At 70.1% G+C, this 26,671-nt stretch carries 27 protein-coding genes; 20 read left to right on the top strand and 7 right to left on the bottom strand.

Features of this window, described 5'->3' with window-relative positions:
* The first annotated feature begins 78 nt into the window (after positions 1–78).
* Positions 79–630 carry a hypothetical protein gene (locus D7V77_RS23950; RefSeq protein ID WP_126934211.1) on the top strand — a complete coding sequence of 184 codons (552 nt, stop codon included), beginning with the start codon at positions 79–81 and terminating at the stop codon, positions 628–630.
* A 92-nt stretch (positions 631–722) separates the two neighbouring features.
* Entirely contained in the window at positions 723–1,289 is a 567-nt protein-coding gene (locus D7V77_RS23945; protein ID WP_120578616.1) for an FxsA family protein, read from the top strand.
* On the opposite strand, the gene D7V77_RS23940 is transcribed toward D7V77_RS23945, so the two are convergent.
* Both D7V77_RS23940 and D7V77_RS23935 read right to left on the bottom strand, forming a co-directional pair.
* Positions 1,261–3,309, bottom strand: a complete 2,049-nt coding sequence (locus D7V77_RS23940) for a FecR family protein (RefSeq protein ID WP_120578615.1) — start codon at positions 3,307–3,309, stop codon at positions 1,261–1,263. The genes D7V77_RS23945 and D7V77_RS23940 overlap by 29 nt on opposite strands.
* Positions 3,296–3,964: an RNA polymerase sigma factor gene (locus D7V77_RS23935; protein ID WP_120578614.1), complete on the bottom strand. Its 669-nt coding sequence runs from the start codon at positions 3,962–3,964 to the stop codon at positions 3,296–3,298. Before D7V77_RS23935 ends, D7V77_RS23940 begins: the two co-directional genes overlap by 14 nt.
* A gap of 235 nt (positions 3,965–4,199) precedes the next feature.
* Here D7V77_RS23935 and D7V77_RS23930 point away from each other — a divergent pair, with 235 nt between their 5' ends.
* Positions 4,200–5,408 carry a Dickkopf N-terminal cysteine-rich domain-containing protein gene (locus D7V77_RS23930; RefSeq protein WP_120578613.1) on the top strand — a complete coding sequence of 403 codons (1,209 nt, stop codon included), beginning with the start codon at positions 4,200–4,202 and terminating at the stop codon, positions 5,406–5,408.
* Positions 5,409–5,425: 17 nt separating this feature from the next.
* On the opposite strand, the gene D7V77_RS23925 is transcribed toward D7V77_RS23930, so the two are convergent.
* Positions 5,426–6,412, bottom strand: coding sequence for a class I SAM-dependent methyltransferase (locus D7V77_RS23925; protein WP_120578612.1), 987 nt, complete (start codon positions 6,410–6,412; stop codon positions 5,426–5,428).
* A gap of 51 nt (positions 6,413–6,463) precedes the next feature.
* On the opposite strand from D7V77_RS23925, the gene D7V77_RS23920 reads away from it, so the two are divergent.
* From D7V77_RS23920 to D7V77_RS23890, 7 genes are all read left to right on the top strand, one after another.
* Positions 6,464–7,225 (top strand): crotonase/enoyl-CoA hydratase family protein, encoded by a 762-nt coding sequence (locus D7V77_RS23920; protein WP_120578611.1) that lies wholly within the window; start codon positions 6,464–6,466, stop codon positions 7,223–7,225.
* A 63-nt stretch (positions 7,226–7,288) separates the two neighbouring features.
* Positions 7,289–8,434, top strand: coding sequence for a cystathionine gamma-synthase (locus D7V77_RS23915; protein WP_120578610.1), 1,146 nt, complete (start codon positions 7,289–7,291; stop codon positions 8,432–8,434).
* A gap of 87 nt (positions 8,435–8,521) precedes the next feature.
* Entirely contained in the window at positions 8,522–10,351 is a 1,830-nt protein-coding gene (locus D7V77_RS23910; protein WP_120578609.1) for a discoidin domain-containing protein, read from the top strand.
* Positions 10,352–10,421: 70 nt separating this feature from the next.
* Positions 10,422–10,871, top strand: a complete 450-nt coding sequence (locus D7V77_RS23905) for a MaoC family dehydratase (RefSeq protein WP_120578608.1) — start codon at positions 10,422–10,424, stop codon at positions 10,869–10,871.
* 88 nt (positions 10,872–10,959) lie between these two features.
* The gene (locus D7V77_RS23900; protein ID WP_120578607.1) at positions 10,960–11,418 is read left to right on the top strand and encodes a hypothetical protein; all 459 of its coding nucleotides are present in this window, start codon (positions 10,960–10,962) and stop codon (positions 11,416–11,418) included.
* 151 nt (positions 11,419–11,569) lie between these two features.
* Positions 11,570–11,968, top strand: a complete 399-nt coding sequence (locus D7V77_RS23895; protein ID WP_120578606.1) for a hypothetical protein — start codon at positions 11,570–11,572, stop codon at positions 11,966–11,968.
* A gap of 3 nt (positions 11,969–11,971) precedes the next feature.
* Positions 11,972–12,373: a hypothetical protein gene (locus tag D7V77_RS23890; protein ID WP_120578605.1), complete on the top strand. Its 402-nt coding sequence runs from the start codon at positions 11,972–11,974 to the stop codon at positions 12,371–12,373.
* 98 nt (positions 12,374–12,471) lie between these two features.
* Here the strand turns inward: D7V77_RS23890 and D7V77_RS23885 are convergent, their stop codons facing one another.
* Positions 12,472–13,839 carry a pyridoxal-phosphate dependent enzyme gene (locus D7V77_RS23885; RefSeq protein WP_120578604.1) on the bottom strand — a complete coding sequence of 456 codons (1,368 nt, stop codon included), beginning with the start codon at positions 13,837–13,839 and terminating at the stop codon, positions 12,472–12,474.
* 258 nt (positions 13,840–14,097) lie between these two features.
* On the opposite strand from D7V77_RS23885, the gene D7V77_RS23880 reads away from it, so the two are divergent.
* Both D7V77_RS23880 and D7V77_RS23875 read left to right on the top strand, forming a co-directional pair.
* Entirely contained in the window at positions 14,098–15,138 is a 1,041-nt protein-coding gene (locus D7V77_RS23880) for an aminoglycoside phosphotransferase family protein (protein WP_120578603.1), read from the top strand.
* Between the two features lie 4 nt (positions 15,139–15,142).
* Complete coding sequence (locus tag D7V77_RS23875; RefSeq protein WP_120578602.1) at positions 15,143–16,171, top strand: NDP-sugar synthase; 1,029 nt, start codon at positions 15,143–15,145, stop codon at positions 16,169–16,171.
* Here D7V77_RS23875 and D7V77_RS23870 read toward each other — a convergent pair whose 3' ends face one another.
* The 3 genes from D7V77_RS23870 to D7V77_RS23860 all read right to left on the bottom strand — a co-directional run bounded on the left by D7V77_RS23870 (position 16,172) and on the right by D7V77_RS23860 (position 18,994).
* A complete protein-coding gene (locus tag D7V77_RS23870) occupies positions 16,172–17,641 on the bottom strand; it encodes a hypothetical protein (protein WP_120578601.1) in 1,470 nt (489 codons plus the stop codon).
* A gap of 75 nt (positions 17,642–17,716) precedes the next feature.
* Entirely contained in the window at positions 17,717–18,481 is a 765-nt protein-coding gene (locus D7V77_RS23865; RefSeq protein WP_120578600.1) for a Stp1/IreP family PP2C-type Ser/Thr phosphatase, read from the bottom strand.
* A 144-nt stretch (positions 18,482–18,625) separates the two neighbouring features.
* Positions 18,626–18,994, bottom strand: coding sequence for a DUF192 domain-containing protein (locus D7V77_RS23860; RefSeq protein WP_120578599.1), 369 nt, complete (start codon positions 18,992–18,994; stop codon positions 18,626–18,628).
* Positions 18,995–19,011: 17 nt separating this feature from the next.
* Here D7V77_RS23860 and D7V77_RS23855 point away from each other — a divergent pair, with 17 nt between their 5' ends.
* The 8 genes from D7V77_RS23855 to D7V77_RS23845 all read left to right on the top strand — a co-directional run.
* Positions 19,012–19,515 carry a tRNA (cytidine(34)-2'-O)-methyltransferase gene (locus tag D7V77_RS23855; protein ID WP_120578618.1) on the top strand — a complete coding sequence of 168 codons (504 nt, stop codon included), beginning with the start codon at positions 19,012–19,014 and terminating at the stop codon, positions 19,513–19,515.
* A 1,256-nt stretch (positions 19,516–20,771) separates the two neighbouring features.
* Complete coding sequence (locus D7V77_RS45985; protein WP_368666200.1) at positions 20,772–21,233, top strand: hypothetical protein; 462 nt, start codon at positions 20,772–20,774, stop codon at positions 21,231–21,233.
* A gap of 12 nt (positions 21,234–21,245) precedes the next feature.
* A complete protein-coding gene (locus tag D7V77_RS45980) occupies positions 21,246–21,566 on the top strand; it encodes a hypothetical protein (protein ID WP_368666199.1) in 321 nt (106 codons plus the stop codon).
* A 36-nt stretch (positions 21,567–21,602) separates the two neighbouring features.
* On the top strand, positions 21,603–22,310 hold the full coding sequence (locus D7V77_RS45975; protein ID WP_368666198.1) for a hypothetical protein: 708 nt from the start codon (positions 21,603–21,605) through the stop codon (positions 22,308–22,310).
* A 231-nt stretch (positions 22,311–22,541) separates the two neighbouring features.
* Positions 22,542–22,802 carry a hypothetical protein gene (locus tag D7V77_RS45970; protein ID WP_368666197.1) on the top strand — a complete coding sequence of 87 codons (261 nt, stop codon included), beginning with the start codon at positions 22,542–22,544 and terminating at the stop codon, positions 22,800–22,802.
* A gap of 93 nt (positions 22,803–22,895) precedes the next feature.
* Positions 22,896–23,309, top strand: coding sequence for a hypothetical protein (locus tag D7V77_RS45965; RefSeq protein ID WP_368666196.1), 414 nt, complete (start codon positions 22,896–22,898; stop codon positions 23,307–23,309).
* A 433-nt stretch (positions 23,310–23,742) separates the two neighbouring features.
* Positions 23,743–24,114 (top strand): tetratricopeptide repeat protein, encoded by a 372-nt coding sequence (locus tag D7V77_RS45960; RefSeq protein ID WP_368666195.1) that lies wholly within the window; start codon positions 23,743–23,745, stop codon positions 24,112–24,114.
* A gap of 143 nt (positions 24,115–24,257) precedes the next feature.
* Positions 24,258–26,671: response regulator (locus D7V77_RS23845; protein ID WP_233597193.1), on the top strand; the 2,414-nt coding region annotated here is incomplete at its 3' end.

Below are 26,671 nucleotides of genomic sequence, written 5' to 3'. Positions count from 1 at the left end.
GGGGAGAGGTGGGCTTCATCGAGGCGTCTCGGGGGGAAAGAGGCGGGAGCAACCGCGCGGCGTATACTCGCAACCCACGTGAGTTACGAGTTGGTCCTTCAGGCGCGGACCCAGGGCGCCCCCTTCGACATGGCCCGGGTGGACGCCCTGCTGGCGGCACGCCCGGGGACCGACCGCTCGGACGGTGTGCGCGAGTGGGACCTGGGGGTGGGCACCGTGGAGGTGCTGCCCCTGCGCGACGGCAAGCGGGTGGTGGGCGCGGAGCTGCGCGTGCCGCTGGTGGACGGTGAAGAGCTCATCCGCGAGGTCCTCACGGAGGCCGCCGGGCTGGCCCACCAGGCTCAGCTCCGGCTATTCGACCCGCAGCTGGGAGAGGTCCTCACGGGCTCCGCCACGGAGCGGGTGGTCGAGCAGTACCTGCGCACGGAGCACTACCGGCGCACCGCGAAGCCCATGGAGATCACCCCCGGCCTGGCGGAGGCAATGGACCGGGCCGAGCGGGTGCAGTCGCTGGGCCTGCCGTCCGAGCGCATGTCGCTGTCGTCGCGGCTGGTGCTCTTCGCGGTGGGCGGCTTCGCCCTCCTCTTCTTCGTGATGCGCTTCCTGATGGAGAAGCTCAACGGGGAGTGAGCCGGGGGGCGCCGGGGACCCTGGAGGGCGGAAGACACGGCGTGTCCGTCCAGCAATGAGCGCTGGAGTGAATCTGGCGTTAACGTGCCAGCGTGCTCAAGGCCCTCGTCATCGTCTGCATCCTGTTGCCCCTGGCGGAGCTGTACCTGCTGATTACCCTGGGGCATCACATCGGGTTGGGGTCCACGCTCGCGCTGCTGGCGGTCTCCGCCGTGCTGGGGAGCCTCATCGCCCGGAGGCAGGGCGAGAAGGTGTTCCGCAACTGGCGCGAGGCCATGGCCGGCGGCGGCGTGCCCGAGGAGGGCCTGCTCAACGGCGTGCTGGTGATGGTGGGCGGCGCGCTGCTCATCGCGCCGGGGTTCATCTCGGACCTGATGGGGCTCTCGCTGATGGTGCCGCCGGTGCGCCGCTGGGTGACGGCGCGGGTGCGCCGCTCGCTGGAGAAGACGCTGCGGTCGGGCACCGTGCGCTTCACGCAGGTCGGGCCTGTTCCGGGAGTGGATCCGTTCGAGGAAGCCCGGCGCTTCGACGAGCAGGAGACGCCCGCGAAGGTGGAGCCCTCGCCCTCGGAAGAAGGCCCCGCCACCTTCCGCCGCCCCCGGAGCGAAGGGGGCGAGGTGGACGCGGAGTTCACCAGCGACGAGGAACCCCGGGGCTGACGGGTACGCGCTGGGGCGAGCCGTTCCAGCGAGGTGTCACGGGCGTGGGAGCCGGCATGGGCGCGGGGGCCTTCGCGGGGGCGCCGGGCTCGGGTTCGGCGGACATGCCCAGGGCGATGCGGGCCTCGGTGGCGTAGCGGCCGTTGGGGAACTCGCGGAGGTACTGGCGGAACTCGTCCTCCGCGTCCGCGGGCAGGTGCTGCCTGTTGAGGCAGCGGCCGCGCAGGATGCGGGCCTGTTCGCGGTGGTTCGTGCGAGGGCTGGCGGCGGCGATCTCCCCCAGTCCCACGAGGAACTGCCCGCACGTGGTGGGGGCCGTCTGCACCTTGGCGTAGCCGAGGAAGCGCTCGTCGGAGTCGTCCGACATCAGTCCGCCCGGAACGAGCGCTCCCAGCGTCTTGCGCTTGCGCGGCTCCGCGGGCGTGACCGGAGCCATGGAGGGAGCCTGCACGGCGCCCGGCACGGGCGCGGAGGACGCGAGCGAACCCGCTGAAGCGCCAGGGTAGGGCGCGAAGTCGTCGGAGGGGGTGGGCTCGCGCGGATGCACGGCCTGGGGAATCTCCGTGTTGGGAGCGTGCGCCTGGGCCAGGGCCTCGCCTGGCGAGGGCACCGCGGGGGCCTGGGCGACGGCGGTGCGAGGCGCCTCGGGAGCCGGAGCATCAGGCGTCTTCTGGGCGACGGCCTGCGACGGCGCGGCGTTGGTCTCTCCGGGCTGAGCCTCGGGCGCCTTCTGCGCGACGGCCTGCGACGGCGAGGCCTTGTTCTCCACGGGCGAGGTGCCAGGCGTGTTCTGGGTGACGGCCTGCGACGGCGAGGCCTTGTTCTCCACGGGCGGGGTGCCGGGCGTGTTCTGGGCGACGGCCTGCGACGGCGCGGCGTTGTTCTCCTCGGGCGGGGTGCCGGCCGCGGGCGTGCGCGCCTCCGAGGGCGTGTCGCGGGTGGCAACGGACGGGCTCACTTCGACGCGCGACGGTCCCTTCTTCGCTGGCACGACGCTCGCGACCGCTGCGCCGGGCTCCGCGGCCCGCAGGTCCCGGAACGCCTGCCGGTCTCCGGCGGAGAGCGCGCGAGGCTTCAAGGTTTCACCCGTGCCCGCGAGCTCCACGCGTTCGCCCGCGTCCACGAAGCGCGGAGGCTGACCCTCCGCGTCCACACGCACGCGCCCTTCGAGCACCGCCACCGCGGCTCCGGCCGCCGTGCGCTCCACGGAAAAGACCGTCCCCACGACGGACACCCGCAGGCCCGCGGACTCCACGAGGAACACGTCGCGCCGCGCATGCGAGGCATTCACGGACAGCCGTCCCTGCTGGACGGTCAGGTGCACGGCGTTCGACTCCGCGCGGGCGAACACCACGTCCGAGCCCGCCGACAGACGCACGCGGCTCTCATCCGGAAGCCGCAGCACGGCCGACGCCTTCGGAGGCGTCCGCACCGCCATGCCCGAGCGCAGCCGCATCCCGGCCACCAGCGCATGTTCCGCACCGGTGGCCTCCCGCACCACCGCGCCGGTGACGCGCTCCGCCTCCGTGGTGGACGCAGCCTCCGAATGAGCCGCGACCGCTTCCTGCTTCGCGGGCGCCACCTCTGGACGGGCCGCGACCGCTTCCTCCGTCGGAGCGTGGGAATCCTTCGTGCCGGAAACCGCCTCCGAAGGAGGAGTCCGCACCGCGACGGGCGTCGTGTTCCCGTCCTGCTTCCAGCGCGCCCCACCCAGCCACACCACCAGCGCGACGGCGCAGGCCCCCGCGAGAGTCATCGCCCAGGGCGACAGGAACCGCCGCTCGGGCACCGCCATCCGCTTCGCCGCGGCTGCCTTCAGCTTCGCCCCCGTCTCCTCCCACCGCACGGAAGGCTCCACCGAGCGCGCCGTGTGCAGCATCGCCCGGGCCTCCACCACGCGCTTCCACTCCGCCGCGCACGCGGCGCACTCCGCCACGTGCGCCTCCACCCGGGCCTTGCCGGCGGCATCCAGCTCGCCCGCGGCCAGCGCCCACAGGGCCTGTGTCTCATGACCGGCCATGGGAGCCTCCCATCGGCCGGGCGACGACCAGACGCTGCATGGCTTCGGTGAACTCCAATCTCGCGTGGTGCAGGCGGCTGCGCACGGTGTTGGGAGAGCTTCCCACGGCGAGGGCAATCTCGTCCGGGCTCATGCCGCACAGCTCGGCGTAGACGAAGACGATGCGCTTCTTGGGCTTGAGCTTCTCCAGCGCCGCCTCCACCAGCCGGGCGGCCTGACGACGCTCCGCGGCGCGCTCCGGGTCCTCCCCCGTCGCCACCATCTCCGGCGGGTCCGCGAAGGAGTCCTCCGGCCGGCGCCGCTTCCACCTCAGATGGCTGAGCGCCACGTTGGCGCACACCCGATAGAGGAACGTCTTGAAGCGAGACTCCCCCCGGAAGCCCTTCACCGCCGTGAGCAGCCGCAGGTAGGTCTCCTGAAGGAGGTCATCCACCTCCACGCGGTTTCCCACCAGGTGGCGCAGGGTTCGCGCCGCGTCCAGCTTGGTGGCCTCGTAGAGCTGCTCGAAGGCGGTCAGGTCCCCCTGCTGGACCCGCTGGACCAGGAGCCGCAGGCGGGCCTCGTCCGCGGAAGCCGGGCCACGCGCGTCCGCCACGTCCACGCCGGACTCCGGCGGGACCGCGGACGCCCACGTGCGCGCTCCTCGGCTGAACACCAGGCCTTCTCCTTCAGGGCGACGCCGGACGTCCCCTTCCTCCAGGAACGCCCTCCAGTCTGTAGTGGTGGTCCAGACGAGCACACTGCCTCCGTGCCCCTGGGTCTCCGGAGAGACGAAAAAAGATCAAAATTATTTGATCAATCTGGCCCCCTCTTGCGTCGAAGGCTCTCGAAATCGGATGACCCCCCCGGTGGCCGGTCCGGACCCATCCCCTTCTTTGGAGCCCCCACTCATGAGGAACATCACGCTTCGCGGCACATTGGTCGTGCCGTTCCTTGCGCTGTTAGGCCTGCTGTCGGGTTGCATCCTGGAGACGAACGGCGGCGGGTACTGGCCCGACGACGACTACGACTCCAGCTACGGCTGCTCCACCACGTCCGACTGCGGCTCGAACCAGTACTGTCACTCCGGTAGCTGCTGGGACCTGAACTCCGACTCCAAGAACTGCGTCTACTCCAGCGAGTGTCCCGGCACGCAGATGTGCATCAACGGCTGGTGCGCCCAGTCGTGCTACCGCGACTCGGAATGTGGCGCGGGCGGCCGCTGCAAGGACAACTTCTGTACCTCCTCCGGCACCAAGCCGGACGCGGGCACCACGGACGGCGGCACCAAGCCGGATGCCGGCACCAAGCCGGACGCGGGCTCGGACGGCGGCACCAGGCCGGACGCGGGCACGGACGGCGGCACCAAGCCGGACGCGGGCTCCGACGCCGGCACCGCGGTCTGCCGGGTCAACTCTGACTGCGGTGCGGACCACTACTGCATCAACGGCGCGTGCCGTCAGCAGTGCGACAGGGACGACAAGTGCGGCCCGGGTGGCCTGTGCGTCCAGGGCCTGTGCCAGAAGCCGCCGACGGACCCGAACGCGTGCACCACGGAGGCCCAGTGCCCCTCGGGCCGCGACTGCGTGAACGGCCAGTGCCGCGCGCCGTGCTCCTCCACGACGGAGTGCTCGGCGGACACCAAGTGCGAAGTGGGCTACTGCCTGCCCATTCCGTCCGGTGGCCAGTGCACGGCGAACTGCGAGTGCCCGGCGGGCCAGGTCTGCAACAGCGGCCAGTGCAAGTCGCCGCAGCCGGACCCGGGCCAGGCGTGCCTCGCCAACTGCGACTGCCCCTCCGGTCAGGTGTGCACGAGCGGCTACTGCAAGGCGCCGGTGCCGGACGCGGGCTCGGGCAGCAACTGGTCCTGCACGGTGAACTGCGAGTGCCCGTCCGGTGAGGTCTGCACCAGCGGCAAGTGCAAGCTGCCTCCGCCGCAGCCGTCGAACGACGCGGGGACGTCCGGCACCGTGTGCCGCGCCAACTGCGAGTGCCCGGCGGGCCAGGCCTGCAACAGCGGCCAGTGCAAGCCGGTGAACCACGGCTCCGGCAAGGTCTGCCAGGCCAACTGCGAGTGCCCGTCCGGCGAGCGCTGCCAGGACAACGTCTGCTGGCTGTAGCCGTCAGCGGCTGAAGCTCACCGCGAGGGGGCCACCATGCGCCAGCATCGGTGGATCTCCTTGCGGTGGAAGTCCTCGGGGATGGAGCGGGGGGTGATTTCCTCCACCTGCGCCATGTCCCGGGTCGCGGAGTCCTTCAGTTCGAAGCCCAGGAAGTTGGTGGAGAAGTAGAGGACGCCTCCGGGGGCCATGAGCGCCCGGAGGTGTTCCATCATCCGCACGTGGTCGCGCTGCACGTCGAAGTTCCCCGACATCTTCTTCGACGTGGAGAACGACGGCGGGTCGCAGACGATGAGGTCGTACTTGTCGTCCCCGTGCTTCGCCTGGTCCTCCAGCCACGCCTTCGCGTCCGCGCGGATGAGCACGTGGCGCGGATCCGCCAGGCCGTTGAGGACCAGGTTGTCCTCCGCCCAGTCCAGGTACGTGTTGGACAGGTCCACGCTCACGCTGCCCGCCGCGCCGCCCGCCGCCGCGTACACGGTGAACGCGCCGGTGTAGGCGAAGAGGTTGAGGAAGTGCTTCCCCTTGGCCTCGCTGCGCACGCGGGCGCGGGTGTTGCGGTGGTCCATGAAGAGGCCGGTGTCCAGGTAGTCGCCCAGGTTCACCCAGAACTTGAGGCCCTGCTCCTCCACCACCAGCCGCTCGCTGCCCTCTCCCACGCGGCCGTACTGCGAGCGGCCCCAGGGCTGGGGCGTGTGCGTCTTCACGGACGTGCGCTCGGGCGGCACGCCCAGCACGGCGGTGACGGCGGCGAGCACCTCCGCGCGGTCCGCGTCCGCGTTCGCGCCCTTCGCGTGGGCCTTGCGGCGCGGGAACTCCACGACGTGGGCGTGGTCGCCGTAGACGTCCACGGCGTAGGAGTACTCGGGGATGTCCCGGTCATAGACGCGGAAGGCGGTGAGCCCCTGCGCGCGGGCCCACTTGCGCAGGCGCTTCGCGTTCTTGCGCAGGCGGTTCTCGAACATGCCCGCGCCCTGCGTCTCCTGATTGCCTTCGTCCGCCATGGCTCCCCTCATATTGCAGGCCGCCCCGGGGGCGGGGGAAAACCACGGCCCATGAGCGTGCGCGTCGAGAAGAACGGCCCCGTCACCACCGTCATCCTCCACCGGCCGGAGGTCCGCAACGCGGTGGATGCCGACACGGCGCGCGAGCTGGCGGACGCCTTCCGTGCCTTCGACGCGGACCCCGACGCGCGCGTGGGCGTCCTGTACGGCGACGCGGGCACCTTCTGCGCGGGCGCGGACCTGAAGGCCGTGTCGGAAGGGCGCCTGCTGCGCCTGGAGCCGGACGGCGACGGGCCCATGGGGCCTTCGCGCATGCGCCTGTCCAAGCCGGTGGTGGCGGCCATCAGCGGCCACGCGGTGGCGGGCGGCCTGGAGCTGGCGCTGTGGTGCGACCTGCGCGTGGCGGAGGAGGACGCGGTGCTGGGCGTCTTCTGCCGGCGCTGGGGCGTGCCCCTCATCGACGGAGGCACCGTGCGCCTGCCCCGGCTGATTGGCCTGTCTCGCGCCCTGGACCTCATCCTCACCGGCCGCCCCGTGTCGTCTGCCGAGGCGCTGGGCATGGGCCTGGTCAACCGCGTGGTGCCGAAGGGCGAGGCCCGGAGCGCCGCGGAAGCCCTGGCCGCTCAAATCGCCGCCTTCCCGCAGGCCTGCATGAACGCGGACCGGGCCTCCGCCTATGCCCAGGGCGACCTGGCCTTCGAAGACGCGATGCGCCAGGAGTTCCAGGGCGGGGTGAAGGTGCTCCAGTCGGAGTCCATCCCTGGGGCCACGCGCTTCGCGAAAGGAGCGGGCCGGCACGGCCGCTTCGAGTAGGACGACTCCGGAGCAGGCTGGGAACGCTGCGCGGCCGGTGGGACTGTGTTAGTTCGCGAAGCCATGCGCTTCGACACGCTCGCCATCCACGCCGGCCAGGAGCCGGATCCCACCACCGGCGCCATCATGACGCCCGTGTACCTGACCTCCACCTACGTCCAGGACGGACCGGGGGAGCACAAGGGCTACGAGTACAGCCGCACGCAGAACCCCACGCGCAAGGCGCTGCAGGACTGCCTGGCCGCGCTGGAAGGCGCGAAGTACGGCGCCGCGTTCGCGTCCGGCCTCGCCGGCACGGACATGCTGATGCACATGCTGGAGGCCGGTGACCACGTCATCGTCTCCGACGACGTGTACGGCGGCACCTTCCGCATCTTCGACAAGGTGTTCAAGCGCTCCGGCCTGAACTTCTCCTTCGTGGACCTCTCCAAGCCGGAGAACTTCGAGGCGGCCATCACCCCGAAGACGAAGATGGTCTGGGTGGAGACGCCGACGAACCCGATGCTCAAGCTCATCGACCTGGCGCGCATCGCCGAGGTCGCCAAGAAGCGCGGCATCATCTCCGTCGCGGACAACACGTTCATGACGCCGTACTTCCAGAAGCCGCTCGACCTGGGCTTCGACGTCGTGGCGCACTCCACGACGAAGTACCTGAACGGCCACAGCGACGTGGTGGGCGGCTTCGTCTGCACCAGCCGCGATGACATCGCCGAGCGGATGTACTTCCTGCAGAACGCCGTGGGCGGCGTGTCCGGCGCCTTCGACAGCTTCCTCGTGCTGCGCGGCGTGAAGACGCTGCACGTGCGCATGGACCGCCACGCGCAGAACGCGATGAAGGTGGCCCAGTACCTGTCCACGCACAAGCAGGTGAAGAAGGTCACCTACCCGGGCCTGGAGACGCATCCGCAGTACGCGCTCGCGAAGCAGCAGATGACCGGCTTCGGCGGCATGCTGACGTTCGACATCCACGGCGGCCTGGAGGCGGCGCGCACCTTCCTCAAGACGGTGAAGGTCTTCGCCTGCGCCGAGTCCCTGGGCGGCGTCGAGTCCCTCATCGAGCACCCCGCCATCATGACCCACGCCTCCGTCCCCAAGGAGATGCGTGAGAAGCTGGGCATCCTGGACGGCTTCATCCGCCTGTCCGTCGGCATCGAGGACGCGCAGGACCTCATCGACGACCTCGCGCAGGCGCTCGACCGCGTGAAGTAGTCCCCGGCGCTCGCTCGCGCTCCAGGCGGCCTGGCCTGCCCTCCGGGGCAGGGGGAATGTTGGTTGGTACACAACGTTTCCGGCGCGATGCGTAACCGACTGCTTGGCCCCACCTGCCTCCTGGGCGCGTGGCTCGCGACTGGCTGCGAGTCTCCGCCCGTTCCCACTGACTCCGACGTTCCTCCGGCCGCGCTGCCGGAGTCGCTCTCCGCGTCCAACTGCAATCAGCTCGTCACGAAGACGGTGACGGCCAGCGGTGACGACGGCAACGTTCCCGGCAACACGCAGGACGACAACCTCTCCACGCGCTGGAGCGCGCAGGGGACGGGCGTCTGGCTCCAGATGGACCTGGGCTCGGCGCAGACGCTCACGGGCACCACCATCGCGTGGCACCGGGGCAACGAGCGCCAGAACCACTTCGTCGTCTCCACGTCCACCGATGGCGGCACCTTCACCCAGGCGTACGCGGGTGACAGCGCGCTCAATGCGTCCGCGCAGACGGTGGCGTTCTCCTCGCGCAGCGCGCGCTACGTGCGCATCACCGTCAACGGCAACACGGTGAACGACTGGAACTCCATCGCGGAGGTCCGTGCGTGCGCGGCCAGTGCGCCGCCGTCCTCCAGCGACTCCGGCCCCACGCTGCCGCGCCTGCCATACCTCCAGAGCGTGAAGCAGACGTCCGCCATCGTGGCCTTCCGCACCGCGAGCACCTGCAACCCCACGGTGCGCTACGGCGAGGGCACCAGCCTCACGTCCTCCGTCAGCGCGGGCATGTCCGGCACGCGCCACGCGGTGAAGCTGGACGGCCTGTCCGCGGGCCGCACCTACGGCTACGTGGTGGAGGCCTGCGGCAGCAAGACGGGCCTGCGCGGGTTCCAGACGTCCACGACGTCCTCGGCCACCAAGGCGCACTTCACCGCGATGGGTGACTTCGGCACCGGCGGCAGCATGCAGGCGAAGGTGATGGCGGTGATGAACACGCCGCAGTGGCGCTCGGAGCTGCTGCTGGCCCTGGGCGACAACGCGTACCCGAACGGCACGGACGCGGAGTTCCAGGAGCACCTCTTCAAGCCCATGGCCGGGCTGCTGCGCGAAGTGCCCATGTTCGCCACTCCCGGCAACCACGAGTACGTGACGAACCAGGGGCAGCCCTACCTGGACAACATGTACCTGCCGGCCAACAACCCGCAGGGCTCCGAGCGCTACTACTCCTTCGACTGGGGCCCGGTGCACTTCATCTCCCTGGACTCCAACTGCGCGGTGGGCCTGGCGTCCGCGGACCGGTGCACGCTGGCGGCGCAGAAGGCGTGGGCGGAGTCGGACCTGGCCGCGAACACGCGTCCGTGGACGGTGGCCTTCTTCCACCACCCGTCGTGGTCCAGCGGCGAGCACGGTTCGCAGCTCACCATGCGCCGCCAGTTCGGCCCGTTGTTCGAGAAGTACGGCGTGGACCTGGTGCTCACCGGGCATGATCACGACTACGAGCGCAGCAAGCCCATGTACGGAGACAACGTGGCCTCCGGCACCCAACGCGGCATCCCGTACCTCGTGGTGGGCAGCGGTGGCGCCACGCTGCGTCCCTTCGCCACCAGCCAGCCCGCGTGGACCGCGCTGCGCGACAACCAGGCCTACGGCTTCCTGGATGTGACGGTGGACGGCGGCACGCTCACCGCGCGGCTGATCACCTCCAGCAACACCGTGCGCGACACGCTGACGCTCAAGAAGACGTTGGCCAAGGCTTCGGTCCGCGGTGTCCAGGCCAGCGCGCTGGAGGCGGATGAAGCCGCGGCGGAGGAGGCGAACGACACGCCGCCGGGCCCCACGGACGACCGCGCGGAGCCGGCCTTGCGTGGCCCCGTTCCGCCCGCGGACACGCCGGAGTCCGTGGCCGACCCCGAAGAGCCGCTTCCGCAGTAGCCGCGAGGTCCGCCGGAGGGTAGGGAAGGGCTGAACCGCCGGCGGGCCCGGCACCCACAGAAGGGACACCATGCGCTACTTCGAGGACTTCCCCGTCGGCGAAATCATGGAGCGGGGGCCGTACGTGGTGACGCGCGAGGAGATCATCGCGTTCGCGCGCCAGTTCGACCCCCAGCCCTTCCACATCGACGAGGACGCCGCCGGCAAGAGCATCTACGGCGGCATCATCGCCAGCGGTTGGCACACCGCCGCCATCTGCCACAAGCTCATGGTGGAGGGCCTGCTGGGCCAGGCCGCCGGCATGGGTTCGCCGGGCCTGGACGAGCTGCGCTGGAAGAAGCCGGTGCGCCCCGGTGACTCGCTGCGGATCCGCATCGAGACGCTGGAGGCGAAGCCCTCCACGAGCAAGCCGGACCGCGGCGCGCTCAAGCTGCGCCTGGAGGTCGTGAACCAGAATGGCGAGGTGGTGATGACGGAGGTGGCCAACGCCCTCTTCGCTCGCCGCCCTCCGTCCCCCTGACGGTTCAGCCCCTTTTTCCGCGCCGGGGAACCCACACTTTGAGTTCCGGGGCTGACCTGGGTTACCAATACGCCCAAAGGAGAAGCCCATGTCCAACACCAATGAGGTCGTTCCTCCTCCGGCGCCCAGCCGGCTGAAGCGTCCCGTGGAAGTGGTGCGCGCGGAGCTGCTGGCGGATGCCGACGTGCAGCAGCAGGCGGAGATGCTGAAGATCCCCGTCGCGCAGTACGTGGAGAAGATCCTCGACTACGCCATCCACCCGGACAAGCCGCCCCAGCTGGAGATCATCCCCGACGAGGAGCTGAAGGCGCGCGACCCGAAGATCCCCACGGTGGAGGAGATTGGCACCCACCTGCAGAAGATCATCGACGGGGAGATCGCCATCAGCCCCGCCCAGCAGCGCGACGGCTTCAGCAGCGACAAGAGCCACGAGCAGCGCTACAGCGCCGCGCTGGGTGCCACCGCCAAGCCCGGCCAGACCGTGGCCCCCAAGCCCGGGACCGCCGTGGATCCGGCGGAAGCCAAGAAGGGCCCCATCCGGGGCTGAAACGTCCCTCCAAGGCCCTGGAATCACAGGGCTTTGGGGTGGGTCACTCGGATAATCCCGGAACCGGAAACTTCTCCGGCGTTCCTCCGAGAATCCCACTGTCAGTCTCACTTCGAGGGCCCGCGCGGCCCTCCACGAAAAGGATCAGACCATGGGTGGCATCGGCAAGGCTCTCGGCAAGGTGATGGACATCGTCAAGCCGTTCGTGTCGGCGGTGAACCCGCTGCTCGGCGCGGCGATGGGCTTCGCCAGCGGTCTGATGCAGGGCAAGAACCCCCTCCAGGCGCTGCTGGGCGCGGCCACCGACCTCATCCCGGGCGGCGGCGTGCTCAAGAACGCGCTGGGGGCCTTCGCCGGCTCCGGCCTGATGGACGGCGCGGGCGGCAACAGCCTGCTGTCCGGCGCGCTGAACCTGGCGAAGGGCAAGAGCAAGGTCACCGACATCGTCGGCGACCTGTTCAAGGCCACCAAGAGCAACCCGCTCACCAACCTGGGCATGAACAACGCGACCGAGCTCGCCGCCCAGAAGATGTCCACGTTCCTGTCCTAGTCCATGAAGCCCGTCCGCTTCGACCCCAAGGTCCACCACGAACTGCTCAACCTGTGGCGCAAGCCGTGGGATGAGACGATGACGCCGGAGGCCCTGCCGGAGTACGGCTTCGTGGTGCCGGAGAAGGCGGCGGGCTTCCTGTACCGCACGGACAGCTCGGTGGCGCTGATTGAAGGCATCATCGCCGCGCCCGGGCTGACCAAGGAGGACCGCAACGAAGCCGTCAACGCCATCGTCGCCGCCGTCCGCGACGAGGCCCGGAAACAGGGCTTCAAGCTGCTCCTGGGCTACTCGCAGCTGGACGCCATCAAGAACCGCGCGGAGCGCTTCGGCTTCATGCACGTGGGGCCGGGCTACCACATGGTGGCCCTGGACCTGACGAAGCCGGACCCCGCGGGACTCTGAAGAACCCGCAGCACCGCTTGAGAAACACGACGGGCCCGAAGGGAGGATGTCCTCCTCCTTCCGGGCCCGCGGTGTTTCAGGCGCTCGCGCCCGCGGCCTTAAGCGGCGGTGCGGTGCAGGTGGTCGATGAGGTCGATCTTCGTGACGATGGCGATGACGGTCTCGCCGTCCTTCACCACGGCCACGTTGTCGCGCGCGAAGATTTCACGCAGCCGGTCGATGCTGGCGTCGGCGGACACGGCGCCCTGGAGCGGGGCGACGATGGGGTCGATGGCGTCCTGGAACTTCACCTTGTTGGCCACCAGGGCGTTGAGCAGGTCGTACTCGTGCACCATGCCCACGGCGCGCCCGTCGTCGGACACCACGGGCATCTGGCTGATGCCATTGCTGCGCATGGTCTCCACCACGTGGTCCACGCGGTCACCGCGCTTGGCCGTCTTCAGGTCGCGGGGCTTCGCGCCGATGATGTCGCGCACCGTGCCGGCGCCCTTCTCCTGCATGAAGCCGTTGTCGCGCATCCACTCGTCGGAGTGGAACTTGCTGATGTAGCTGCTGCCGGAGTCCGGGAGGACGACCACGATGGTCTTCCCCTTGCCGACCTCCTTCGCCAGCTGCACCGCCACGTGCACCGCCGCGCCGGACGAGCCGCCCGCGAAGATGCCCTCTTCGCGCGCGAGGCGGCGCGCGGCGTTGAAGCACATGCGGTCATCGACCTGGCGCACGTCGTCCACGACCTTGAAGTCCATGGCGCCGCAGAGCATGTCCTCGCCAATGCCCTCGACCTTGTAGACGTGCGGCTCGGTGAGCTTGCCCGTCTTGAAGTAGCCCTCGTAGACGGAGCCTTCCGGATCCACGCCGACGTTCTTCAGGCCGGGGATCTTCTCCTTGAGGTACTTGCCGGCGCCGCTCATGGTGCCGCCGGTGCCCAGGCCGGACACGAAGTAGTCGAACTTGCCTTCGGTCTGCTGGAAGATCTCCGGACCCGTCGTGTGGTAGTGGGCCTCGATGTTGTCCGGGTTGTGGTACTGGTTCAGCATGAACGCGCCCGGCGTCTCCTTGGCCAGGCGCTTGGACGTCTCGTAGTAGCTGCGAGGGTCCTCCGCCGGAACGTTCGTCGGCGTGACGACGACCTGGGCGCCCATGGCCTTCAGGCGGTTGATCTTCTCCAGGGACATCTTGTCCGGCATGGTGAAGATGCACTTGTAGCCCTTCACCGCCGCCGCCAGCGCTACGCCCATGCCGGTGTTGCCGGACGTGTTCTCCACGATGGTGCCGCCGGGCTTGAGCTTCCCCTCCCGCTCGGCCTTTTCGATGATGTAGAGCGCCATGCGGTCCTTGATGGACGCGCCGGGGTTCATGAACTCGCACTTCACGAGCACGGTGGCGTCGTTCGGACCGACGAGCTTGTTGAGCTTCACCAGCGGCGTGTGGCCAATGGCGGTGAGGATGTTCTGTTGGATGTCCATCGTGCGTGGCTTCCCGATAAAAGTGAGGGTCGGGGCCTTATATGTGCTCCGCCCTGTCAGGGGGAACATGCCCGAAGGCACGGCCCTTCCTGACGCAGGATGCCGCGACTGTGTGGGGGCTTCCTGGGGCTCCTCGTCGCGTAGGCGACAGGGCAGGCGGCCGCCGGACGCGAGGCCCACGCGGGCTTTGACCCGCCGCGCCGTGCCTCCGATACTCGCGGGCGTCTTTCCCTTCCCCCTCTGGAGTACCCGCCCCCCATGGAACTTGAGGCCGCCCTTCGCGACCAGGTGGGACAGGCCATTGGCCGTCCCGTCCCCGATGCCCCCATCAAGAAGTTGAAGGGCGACGCGAGCAACCGCTCCTACTACCGCGTCGGCAGCGCCCCGGAGAGCTGGGTGCTGATGGTGATGCCGCCGGACGCGACGAAGAAGAGCGAGGAGGCCACCAAGGGCGAGCCCCCGAAGGAGCTGCCCTTCGTCAACGTGCACCGCTACCTGGAGAAGCTGGGTGTGCGCGTGCCGCGAATCCTCCGCTACGACGAGCCCGCCGGCATCATGGTGCTGGAGGACCTGAGCGACATCACCTTCGAGTCCGCGCTGGAGGGGGGCCGCCACAACCAGGCGCTCTACACGCGCGCGGTGGACCTGCTGGCGAAGCTGCGCGTGCAGGCGGAGAAGCAGCGCGACCCGGAGTGCCTGGCCTTCACGCGCGCCTTCGACGAGGACCTGTACGACTGGGAGCTGCACCACTTCCGCGAGTGGGGCCTGGAGGCCTGGAGCGGCAAGCTGCCCACGGACGCGGAGCGCGCGGAGCTGGACGCCACGTTCCGGGACATCGCGAAGCAGCTGGCCGCCGCGCCGCGAGGCTTCACGCACCGCGACTACCAGAGCCGCAACATCATGGTGAAGGAGGGCGAGCTGGTGGTCATCGACTTCCAGGACGCGCTCCAGGGGCCGCGCCAGTACGACCTGGTGGCGCTGCTGCGCGACAGCTACGTGGAGCTGGACCGCGACTTCGTGGACACGATGCTGGACCGCTACATCGCCACGTTCGAGCAGGAGAGCGGGGAGAAGATCGACGCCAGGGAGTTCAAGGCGTTCTTCGACCTGCTCACCATCCAGCGCAAGCTGAAGGACGCGGGGCGCTTCGAGTTCATCAACCGCGTGAAGGGCAACCCGGGCTTCCTGGTGTCCATCCCGGCGTCGCTGCGCTACGTGAAGGCCGCGTTCGCGCGCCGGCCGGAGCTGGCGCCGCTGCAGAAGCTGGTGGCGAAGTACGTGCCCGAGCTGGCGGCCTGAAGCCATGAAAGCGATGGTCCTCTGCGCGGGCCTGGGCACGCGCCTGCGTCCGCTCACGGAGCGCTGGCCCAAGCCGGCCATGCCGTTCCTCGGGCAGCCGCTGCTGCGCTACCACCTGACGGTGTTGAAGGCGGCGGGCGTGACGGAGGTGGGCATCAACACGCACCACCTGCCGGACACGATGGCGGCGGTGGCCCGCGCGGAGTGCGAGCGCGCGGGGCTGCCGCTGCACGTGGTGCACGAGCCGGTCATCCAGGGCACGGGCGGAGGCATCCGCGGCTTGCGCGACTTCCTCTCCGGCGAGGACTTCCTCGTGTTCAACGGGGACATCCTCTTCCCAGTGGACCTGAAGCCCGTGGTCGCGGCGCATCGCGAGTCCGGCGCGGTGGCGACGATGGTGCTGCTGCCCATGCCGGAGGGGGAGAAGTACGCGGCGGTGGAGGCGGACGCGGGCGGGCAGGTGCGCCGCATCGCGGGCTACGGGCCGGGCGGCGAGGGCCTGAAGCCGTGGCACTTCACGGGCGTGCACGTGATGTCCCCCAGCGTGTTCGACTTCATGACGGCCGAAGGCCCCGAGGACATCAACCGCGAGGTCTACGTGCGGGTGATGCAGGCGGGGCTCCAGGTGCGGGGCCACGCGGTGGACGCGTACTGGTCCGACCTGGGCATGCCGTCGCGTTACCTGGCCACGGTGCGGGACGTGCTCGAAGGGCGCGTGCCGCTGCAGGCGCTGGGGAAGGACTCACCGTTTCACGGGCTGAAGGCCGGAGCGGACGGAGCCTGGGTGCACCCGGAGGCCCGCGTCGCGGGGACGGTGCGCGGGCCCGCCTACGTGGGCGCGGGCAGCGTGGTGGACGCGGAAGCCACCGTGGGCCCGGGCGTGTCGGTGGGTCCGGGAGCGAGGGTGGGGCCGGGCGCGCGGCTCGAGCGCTGCGCCGTGTTCGAGGAGACGCAGGTGTCCCCCGGTGAAGCGCTCACCGAGGTGCTCGCGTGGGGCCCGCACCGGGTGCCCGCGCCGCTGACGGGGCGCTGATCACGGTCTGGCGGCGACCGTTTCCACCTTCACGCCGGAGCCATCGGGTTTCCAGGTGGCCTCCAGCGTGAGGAGGGTACCGAACGTCACGCGCAGCTTCTGTCCCGGCCTGGCCCAGTGGAGCTCCGGGATGATGTCCTCGTCGGCGCTCTCCGGGTACTGCGCCAAGTGCTGCTTTCCGTCCGAGATGCCGCTGCCGCAGTCGTCCCAGGTCAGCAGGACGGTCCGCTTAGGCCCCTGCTTCTCCAGGCGCACGAGCTGCACCGTGACGACGGTCGCGCCGCCGCAGGGGCCGTTCGTGTAGCGGCCATACATGGGGTCATCGCTCCGCTCCACGAGTCCCGGCGTGCCGTCCTTGAACCGGAACGTCTCCACCACCTGGCTGGACAGCACGGCGCGTAGGTCGCCCGGCGCCCGGGCGAGGTACAGCGTCGTCGGGGCGCCCGGGGCCTTGAATTGGATGCTCGCGGTGTCACCGCCCACGAACGGGGTGGGCGGACCGAAGACACTGGCCTGGGGGCTGTATCCGGTGACATCATCGAGCGTCACGGAGCAGTGCCGCCTCTCGGTGCTCCAGGGGACCTTGCGGAGCACCCGCACGCCGGTCCACGTCTCCCCCGTGCGCAGGAAGTAGGGCGGCAGCTCATTGAACGCCTGCTTCGCGCCGGGCGCCTTGGTCAGGGGCCGCCCCAGCTCCGGAAGGCCCTCCACCAGCTTCATCGTGAGCGGCTTCGCGAGCTTCACGGTCCGCAGGGTCTCCGCGTCACCCCACTTCGGGGCCGGGTGCGTGGAGCGCAGCGTCTCCTTCGTGCCCGCGGCGCCCGCGTCGATGGCGTCCACCCGGACGCGCAACGTGCGCACGCCGTCCTTCGGGACGAACAGCAGCGCCCCGGGCTGGAGCACCGCGCGCACGTGGTAGCCCGTGGCCGTCCGCAGCACTTCGTAGCGCACGTCGCCTTCCCCCAGGGCCGGGGACAGGCCCGGGTAGCGCTCGACGTCGTAGAGCACGGGGGGGCGGCCGTCTGGAAAGAAGCCCAGGTGCGCGAGCCCCAGCAGCACCCGCGTCCGCTTGGGCGCCGTGCCCAGCTGCTCGCGCACGGCCCGCTGATCCTCCTCGCAGCCTTTGTCCACCGGGAACTCGTCGCGGATGATGGCCTCGAGCGCCTTCGGGTCGTCCTTGTCTCTCACCGTGAAGAGCTTCCCCTCGGGGGACGTGGTGACGACGCGTGAAGGCATCAGCGCGTCGGGCGCCTCCAGCCCGAACCACACCTCCACGTGGTCCGAGTGGACGTCGTCCGTCGCGTCCGATGGCGTCGCGTCCACCACGTCCACGTCCAGCACCAGCTGCTGTCCGTCCGAGACGAGCGTCGCGACCGACGCGGGCGCCGTTCCTCCGGAGCCTCCGAGGGGCTGGGAGAAGTCAGGCGGGGCCGCCATCAGCAGCAGGCCGGTCAGCAGGTTCCAGGACATGGGGACTCCTCAAGGCAAAGGCCCGCGCTCCTTCGGGGAGCACGGGCCTTCACGCGGCCGGATGGGGCGGCTGCCTCAGGCGGCGTGGTAGCGCGCGAGCACGCAGGTGACGTTGTCGTTGCCGCCCGCCGCGTTGGCCAGGTCGATGAGCTGGCCGCACGCCTTCTCCAGCTCCGGCGTGCGCGACAGGATGTCCTGCATCTGCGCGTCGGTGATCATGCCGCTCAGGCCGTCCGAGCACAGCAGGAAGACGTCGTTCTCCAGCGGATCCACGCGGGTGACGTCCACCTGCACCTGCTCCTTCATCCCCAGCGCGCGGACAATCACGTTCTTGTGGGGGAAGTTCTCGATCTCCTCCGGCGTGAGCTTCTTCGCCTTGAGGTAGTCGTTGAGCAGCGAGTGGTCCTCCGTCACCTGCTGGAGCATCCCGCCGCGGAAGAAGTACACGCGGCTGTCGCCCACGTGGCCCACGTAGACGCCGTTCTCCGCGAAGTGCACGGACACGATGGTGGTGCCCATGCCCTTGTACTTGGTGTCCACCGTGGCGCGCTCGAAGATGCGCGCGTTCGCCAGCTTGATGCCGGTGGCCAGGCGGTTCTCGTCGTAGTTGCGCTGCTTGTCCATCTTGAAGGGCCAGGTGGCGTCCTGGTCCTTGGACGTGAGGCGGAAGAACTCACCCAGCTCGTCTACCGCGATGCGGCTGGCGATCTCCCCGGACGAGTGACCGCCCATGCCGTCCGCCACGACCATGAGGTTCTCCTCGGGGAGCACGAGGTAGTTGTCCTCGTTGTGGTTCCGCTTCATCCCGACGTGGGTGCTGCCAGCGACCTCGATGCGCATGCGAAGGGACTCTTCCGGGGAGAGGCGTGAAAATCGGGGCGCGACGTTAACAAAGCGCTCCAAAAGGGGTCAAAAACCTCTCGTCTGTCCCAGCATTCCCCCCTGCGGGTACGGGTGGGTGGGACGGCACGAGCCCTCGGCCCCCTAGGCGCCCGGGGGCTCTCCGGGGCCGAAAACCAGGCGGTCGCCCTCCTGGGTGCCGCTGGCCAGGAGGACCCCGGCGGGCAGCTCCAGGACGGAGCGGGCCTTGAAGTAGATGGACGAGGTCCGCCAGGGAGGCATGGCGGACAGTTGCTTGACGATGCGCCCTTCCGCGTCCAGGAAGGCGACGTCGATGGGGATGCGCATGAAGAAGGTGTGGATGGAATTGCAGGGCTCGATGTGCATCCCGCCCCCCATGGGCAGCGAGGCGCGGCCCATGAGCCCCTGGAAGCGCTGGACGAAGGACTCGGCGCGTTCGGCGCGGTCCGCGAGCAGCCGCTGCCGCGTTTCGTTGGTCACCCTCCAGTGCATGTCCGGTGTTCTATCCCATGCTTGAGTCCCTGGCGTCCCCCCTGCACCTGGTCCTCGTCTCCCCGCAGATTCCGCCCAACACCGGCAACGTGGCCCGGCTGTGCGCGGTGACCGGCTGCCGGCTCATCCTGGTGGAGCCCCTGGGGTTCTCCATCGACGACCGGAACCTGAAGCGGGCGGGGCTGGACTACTGGGACAAGGTGTTCCTGAAGCTGTACCCGACCTACGACGCCTATGTAGCGGAGTACCCCCAGGCCCGGCGGTGGCTGTTCTCCGCCCGGGCGGAGACGTCGCTGTACGCGGCGCGGTTCGAGCCGGGGGACCACCTGGTGTTCGGCTCGGAGGTGACGGGGCTGTTGCCGGAGGTGATGGAGGGGGGGACGGGGACGCCGGTGACCATCCCGATGCTGCCGGAGCGCCGGAGCTTGAATCTTTCGACCTCGGTGGGGATTGGCGCCTACGAGGCGCTGCGGCAGGTGCAGCTGGGGATGGCGGCCAGGCAGGCACCGCCGTCGAATTGAGGGGCGAGCGGGACGGGCTACACTCCGTGGCCGAATGTCCGCCTCGCAGGTCGCCGAAGCGCTGTATGCCGCCCACAAGTCCCGAGCCACCGGCCGGCTGACGCTGCACGCCGGTGGACGCGAGTCCGCGCTGTGGCTGCGCGAGGGCGACCTGGTGGGCGCGAAGCTGGGCTTCGGCTACCAGACGCCGGCGCAGGCGCTCTTCCAGAACGGGCTGTTGGGCGTGGACGCCCTGGACGCGCTGTGGGCGCGGGGTGGGGCGGCGGCGCCGGACGAGGAGCTGCTGGAGGACAGCGGGCTGCGGCCCGCGGTGGTGCACGAGCAGCAGGTGCTGGCGCAGGTGCGGCGGCTGAGCGAGCTCGCGGGGCGCGCGGACTTCGAGGCGGAGTCAGTGGACGCGGTGGGGGATTTCGCGCCCATCGCGGGGGTGCGGGTGGTGCGGGCGGCTCTGGAGCCGGCGCCCAGTGAGCCCGTGCCCGCGAGGGTCTACCGCTGCCCGGAGGTGGCGGCGTGCGAGCCGTGGCTGACGGATGCGTCGGAGCGGGGCCTGTTGGAGACGCTGGGGGCGTTCCGAAGGCCGGAGTCGCTGACGGGAGCACAGCAGGCGCTGCTGCGGGTGCTGGAGCGCGAGGGCCGCATCGAGGCCCTGTCGGTGGAGGAGTGGGACGAGCGCGAGCGGCTGCGGCGCGAGGAGGAGCTGCGGCAGGCGGAGGAGGAGGCCTGGGCCATCGAGGAGGCGCGCCGGCGCGAGGAGGCGGAGCGGCTCGCGGAGGAGGCGAGGCTCGCGGAGCTGGCGCGGCTGGAGGCGGAGCGGCTGGCGGAGGAGGCTCGGCTCGCGGAAGAGGCGCGGCTGGCGGAGCTGGCGCGCATCGAGGCGGAGCGGCTGGCGGAAGAGGCTCGGCTCCGGGCGCTGGAAGAGGCGCGGCTGGCGGAGGAGGCACGGCTTCGGGCGGAGGAGGAAGCGCGGCGGGAGGCGGATCGGCTGGCGGAGGAGGCCCGGCTCGCGGAACTGGCGCGCATTGAAGCGGAGCGGCTCGCCGAAGAGGCGCGGTTGGCGGAGCTGGCTCGGCTGGAGGCGGAGCGGCTCGCCGAAGAGGCCCGGCTGGCGGAGCTGGCGCGCATCGAAGCGGAGCGGCTGGAGTCGGAGCGGCTGGCGGAGGAGGCTCGGCTCGCCGAAGAGGCGCGGCTGGCGGAGCTGGCGCGGCTCGAAGCGGAGCGACTCGCCGAAGAGGCTCGGCTTGCGGAACTGGCGCGCATTGAAGCAGAGCGACTCGCGGAGGAGGCTCGACTCGCCGAAGAGGCGCGCGTTGAAGCCGAGCGTCTCGCGGAGGAGGCTCGACTCGCCGAAGAGGCGCGCATTGAAGCCGAGCGACTCGCCGAAGAGGCGCGGTTGGCTGAACTGGCGCGCATTGAAGCTGAACGTCTGGCCGAAGAAGCTCGGCTCGCGGAGCTTGCTCGCGTTGAAGCAGAGCGACTCGCGGAGGAGGCGCGGCTCGAAGCAGAGCGACTCGCGGAAGAGGCTCGGCTCGCGGAGCTGGCGCGGCTCGAAGCAGAGCGACTCGCGGAGGAGGCTCGGCTCGCGGAACTGGCGCGGCTCGAAGCAGAGCGACTCGCGGAAGAGGCTCGGCTGGCCGAAGAAGCACGCCTTCGTGCAGAGGAGGAAGCCCGCCTTGCAGAAGAGGCCCAGTTCGCGGAGGAGGCACGTCTCCGGGCGATAGAAGAAGCCCGCCTTGCGGAGGAGGCCCGACTCGCGGAAGAGGCTCGACTCCGCGCGGAGGAGGAAGCGCGTCTGGCGGAAGAGGCGCGTCTGGCCGAAGAGGCTCGGCTGCGTGCGGAAGAGGAGGCTCGGCTCGCGGAAGAGGCGCGTCTTCGTGCGGAAGAGGAAGCACGTCTGGCCGAAGAGGCACGCCTTGCCGAAGAGGCACGCCTTGCCGAAGAGGCTCGCCTTGCCGAAGAGGCTCGCCTCGCCGAAGAGGCACGCCTCGCGGAGGAAGCCCGCCTTCGTGCTGAGGAAGAGGCGCGGCTCGCCGAAGAGGCTCGCCTTCGCGTGATCGAGGAGGCCCGGCTCGCGGAAGAGGCTCGGCTGCGTGCGGAAGAAGAGGCTCGGCTCGCGGAAGAGGCTCGGCTGCGTGCGGAAGAGGAGGCCCGGCTCGCCGAAGAGGCACTCCTTGCCGAGGAAGCCGCTCGAATCGAAGCAGCGCGCCTTGCTGAAGAGGCTCGACAGTCAGAGGAAGCACGCCTCGCCGAGGAAGCCCGGCTGCGAGCAGAGGAAGAAGCCCGGCTCGCGGAACTGGCACGCATTGAGGCAGAGCGACTCGCGGAAGAGGCGCGGCTTGCGGAAGAGGCTCGCCTGGCCGAAGAGGCTCGCCTGCGTGCGGAAGAGGAGGCCCGGCTCGCGGAAGAAGCCCGTCTTCGCGCTGAGGAGGAAGCGCGTCTGGCAGAAGAGGCGCGTCTGGCCGAAGAAGCTCGGCTGCGTGCGGAAGAGGAGGCCCGGCTCGCCGAGGAGGCCCGCCTCGCCGAGGAAGCGCGCCTTCGTGAAGAAGAGGCACGTCTGGCCGAAGAGGCTCGGCTCGCCGAAGAGGCCCGGCTTCGTGCCGAAGAAGAAGCTCTCTTGGCGGAGGAGGCCCGCCTTCTCGCGGAGGAAGAGGCTCGGCTCGCAGAGGAGGCTCGCCTTCGTGCTGAGGAGGAGGCTCGACTCGCCGAAGAGGCTCGGCTTGCGGAGGAGGCTCGACTCGCAGAGGAGTCTCGCCTTCGTGCGGAAGAAGAGGCCCGGCTCGCGGAGGAGGCTCGCCTAGCCGAAGAGGTTCGTCTCGCGGAAGAAGCCCGCCTGCGTGCAGAGGAAGAGGCCCGCCTCGCGGAAGAGGCTCGGCTCGCGGAGGAGGCACGGCTTCGTGCCGAAGAGGCACGACTCGCCGAGGAGGCGCGTCTGGCCGAAGAGGCCCGGCTTCGTGGGGAGGAAGAGGCTCGCCTAGCCGAAGAGGCACGACTCGCCGAAGAGGCGCGTCTGGCCGAAGAGGCCCGGCTTCGTGCGGAGGAAGAGGCTCGCCTTGCCGAGGAGGCACGTCTCGCCGAAGAGGCGCGACTCGCGGAAGAGGCTCGGCTCGCGGAAGAGGCTCGGCTGGCCGAAGAGGCTCGGCTGCGTGCGGAAGAAGAGGCTCGGCTCGCGGAAGAGGCTCGGCTCGCGGAAGAGGCTCGGCTCGCGGAAGAGGCTCGGCTGGCCGAAGAGGCTCGGCTGCGTGCGGAAGAAGAGGCTCGGCTCGCGGAAGAGGCTCGGCTTCGTGCTGTAGAAGAGGCGCGCTTGGCCGAAGAGGCCCGGCTCGCGGAAGAAGCTCGCCTAGCCGAAGAGGCGCGCCTGCGCGCAGAGGAAGAGGCCCGACTCCGTGCAGATGAAGAGGCGCGCCTCTTGGAGGAAGCGCGGCTTCGCGCGGAGGAGGAAGCCCGACTCCGTGCAGAGGAAGAGGCCCGGCTGGCGGAAGAAGCGCGCTTGGCCGAAGAGGCTCGGCTTCGCGCGATTGAAGAGGCTCGACTCGCTGAGGAAGCGCGTCTGGCTGAAGAAGCGCGCCTGCGTGCGGCGGAGGAAGCTCGCCTCGCCGAGGAAGTTCGCCTCGCCGAGGAAGCTCGCCTTCGTGCTGAAGAAGAGGCTCGGCTTGCAGAGGAAGCTCGCCTCGCCGAAGAGGCTCGGCTTGCGGAGGAAGCTCGCCTCGCCGAGGAAGTTCGCCTCGCCGAGGAAGCTCGCCTTCGTGCTGAAGAAGAGGCTCGGCTTGCAGAGGAAGCTCGTCTTCGTGCGGCGGTAGAGGCACGGCTCGCGGAGGAGGCTCGCCTAGCCGAAGAGGCTCGCCTAGCCGAAGAGGCGCGACTCGCCGAAGAGGCGCGGCTGGCCGAGGAGGCTCGCCTCGCGGAAGAAGCCCGCCTGCGTGCGGAGGAAGAGGCCCGTCTCGCGGAAGAGGCGCGACTGGCCGAAGAGGCCCGCCTCGCGGAAGAGGCTCGGCTCGCCGAAGAGGCCCGTCTTCGCGCAGCGGAAGAGGCTCGGCTCGCGGAAGAAGCCCGCCTTCGTGCGGAAGAAGAGGCGCGACTGGCCGAAGAGGCCCGCCTCGCGGAAGAAGCCCGTCTTCGCGCGATCGAGGAAGCCCGACTCGCAGAGGAAGCGCGTCTGGCCGAAGAAGCGCGCCTGCGTGCGGAGGAAGAGGCTCGGCCCGCGCGGACACCAACGCGGACGACCTCTTCCGCATGGGCGAGGTGTTCTTCCGCAAGCGCGACTTCTTCGCCGCCAGCGAGCACTACGAGCGCGCGTACGGCCTGGACCCCAAGCCCCTGTACCTCGCGGCGCGCGCCTGGTCCGTCTACATGGACCCCAGCCGCAAGGCCGACATGCCCCGCGCGAAACAGTGGATGGCGGATGCGGTGCGCACCGACCCGAACTGTGATCGCGCCCACTACCAGATGGGCGTCATCGCCCGCGTGGAAGGGGACATGGACCGCGCGGAGAAGCACTTCCGGGAAGCCGTCCGTGCGAACCCCAAGCACCTGGAGGCGAACCAGGAGCTGCGGCTCATCGACATGCGCAAGAAGAACCCCCCCAAGAAGGGTCTCTTCCGCTGACCTGCTTGTCCCCTGGGGAGGGAGCCGGCCGGTTTTCCGGACAGTCCCGCCCATTGACACACCCGGAAACCGGACCCGATGCTTGCCCCTACGGGACGCCCCCGTCGGATCCGCCGTCCCGCCCGTCTTGAAAGGCATGCCACGTGGCCAAGCAGCACCTGCTCCTCGTCGATGGTGACGCGAAGAGTCTGCGCGTGATGGAGGTCAGCCTGAAGAAGGCCGGCTTCTCCGTCACGACTGCGATCCACGGCAAGGATGCGCTGGAGAAGGTCCAGATCAGCCCGCCGGACCTCGTGCTCGCGGACACCAAGATGCCGGAGATGGACGGCTTCGAGCTCTGCAAGACGCTCAAGTCCGACGAGCGCTTCAAGTTCATCCCCTTCGTCTTCCTGACGAACCAGAAGTCGGTCGAGTTCAAGGTGCGCGGCCTGGAACTCGGGGGCGACGACTACCTGACGAAGCCGATCTACATCAAAGAGATCGTCACCCGCGTGAAGATGATCCTTCAGAAGGCCGAGAAGGAACGCATCGAGAAGCGCGAGACGACCAAGGGCGGCTTCGCGGGAAGCCTCGCCGACATGGGCGTCGTGGACCTGGTCCAGACCTTCGAAATCGGCCGCAAGACGGGCGTCATCTCCATCCAGGGCGAGCGCACCGGCGTCGTCTACTTCAAGGAGGGCCGCGTCATCGACGCGGAGTTGGGCCGGCTCAAGGGCGAGAACGCCTTCTACCGCCTGCTCAACACGTTCGAAGGCCAGTTCGACGTGCAGTTCACCACGTTGGACCGCACGGAGCGCATCGAGGTCTCCACGCAGGGCCTCCTCATGGAGGGCATGCGCCGGCTGGACGAGTGGGGCCGGATGCTCGAGCAGCTCCCGCCCCTGGAGACGGTCTTCGAAATCGACTACCACCAGTTGGCGGACCGCCTGTCGGAGATCCCCGACGAGGTGAACGGCCTCTTGCGCCTGTTCGACGGCAAGCGCGCGCTGTCGCGCGTGGTGGAGGACTCGGACTTCGAGGACCTGGCCGCGCTGGGCATCATCAGCAAGCTGTACTTCGAAGGGCTGATCCGCGAGCTGGGCAACGCGCCGCTGGAGCCCGTGCAGAGCAGCAAGCCGGGCATCGAGCAGTGGCTGAACGCCGCGCCGCCCATCCCCGTGGACGTCGCGCCCGCGCAGGAGGCCGCGCCCCAGGAAGCGCCGGCCCCCGTGGAACCGCCCCCGGTGGAGGCGGCGCCCGTGGCGGAGGTCCCGGTCACCGAGCCGGAGCCCGAAGCCGCGCCCGCGCATCCCGAGCCCATGGAGGAGGTCACGCCCGTGGCGGAGATGGCGCCCGCGCCGGTCTCCCCGCTGCCCGCGCAGGTGGTCATCTTCCCGCCGCGCGTTCGTCCCGGCGAGGACGGTCCGCCTCCGTTCGGACAGGAGGGCGCGGAGCCCGCGGTTCCGCCGCTGTCGCAGGAGGGCTCGGCGTTCCTCGTGGAGCCGCCTCCGGCGCACCGTGCGGTGGATCACGCGCGGCGCAGCCTGCTGCTCGACTGGAGCCGGGTGGACACGGAGGGCCTGAGCGCCTCCAGCACCTGGGGCCCCGGTTCGCCCTGGTCGTCCGCGGCCCGCGCTCCGGCGCCCAGCCCGTTCGCCGCCCAGCCCGCGCAGGCGCCCGTGGAGTCGCAGCCCTCGCGTCCGCCCATCTTCGGTGGCGCGGCCATCGCGCCCAGCCCGCTGGCGCCCGTGCCTCCGCCCACGCCAGCCCCGCCGTCGTCCGAGGTGACGCTGGTCAGCGGCATGGAGCCCTTCCAGGAAGAAGTGCCGGTGGAGGAGTCCGCGCCGCCGCAGCTCGCGCTGCCGCCGTATCCGGGCCACGGCATCACGCCGCCGCAGGTGGCCCCCGTGGCGCTCAACGTCGAGTTCCCCGAGACGACGCCCTTCAACACACAGCCGGCCTCCATGGAGCCGGTGGAGCCCGCCGCGCAGGACGTGCCCGCGTCCGAGGCCTACTTCACGGAGCCCGAGCCCGCCACGCCCGTGCAGCCGTCCGGAGCGAGCGCCACGGAGGCCTCCGCTCCCAGCGCGAACGCCCCGGCTGCCGCGACGACCACCCCGGCCCCTGTCGCGCCCCCTCCGGCCAGCACCGCGTCCACGAACAGCGCGGCCTCCACGAAGCCCGCCGCATCCAAGCCCACGCACGACGAGGACGACGCGGCGCTGATCGCCGCGATGAAGCCCAAGCGCACGGGCCTCTACATCGCGGGCGGCCTGGTCCTCGTCGCGGCCGTGGCCGCGGTGGTGCTCTCCAAGGGCTCGGGCAGCTCCGAAACGCCCAAGCCCGACGCGCCCAAGGTGACGCAGCCCACGCAGCCCGTGGACGCGCCCAAGCCGCCGGAGACGACGCCTCCGCCGGTCGTCACGCCGCCGCCCACGAAGACCGTGGATGCGCAGACCGACGCGGGCACGCCCCCGACGAAGACGGTCACCGTTCCGGAGGACGCGGGCACGCCGGTGAAGATGGCCACCCCCGAGCCCGCCGCCGTTCCCGACGCGGGCGCCGTCGCGGTCACCCC

Origin of the sequence: Corallococcus sp. CA041A (assembly GCF_003612075.1) — a bacterium.
Classification (GTDB): Bacteria; Myxococcota; Myxococcia; order Myxococcales; family Myxococcaceae; genus Corallococcus; species Corallococcus exiguus.
This window is presented reverse-complemented; position numbering and strand designations above follow the sequence as displayed.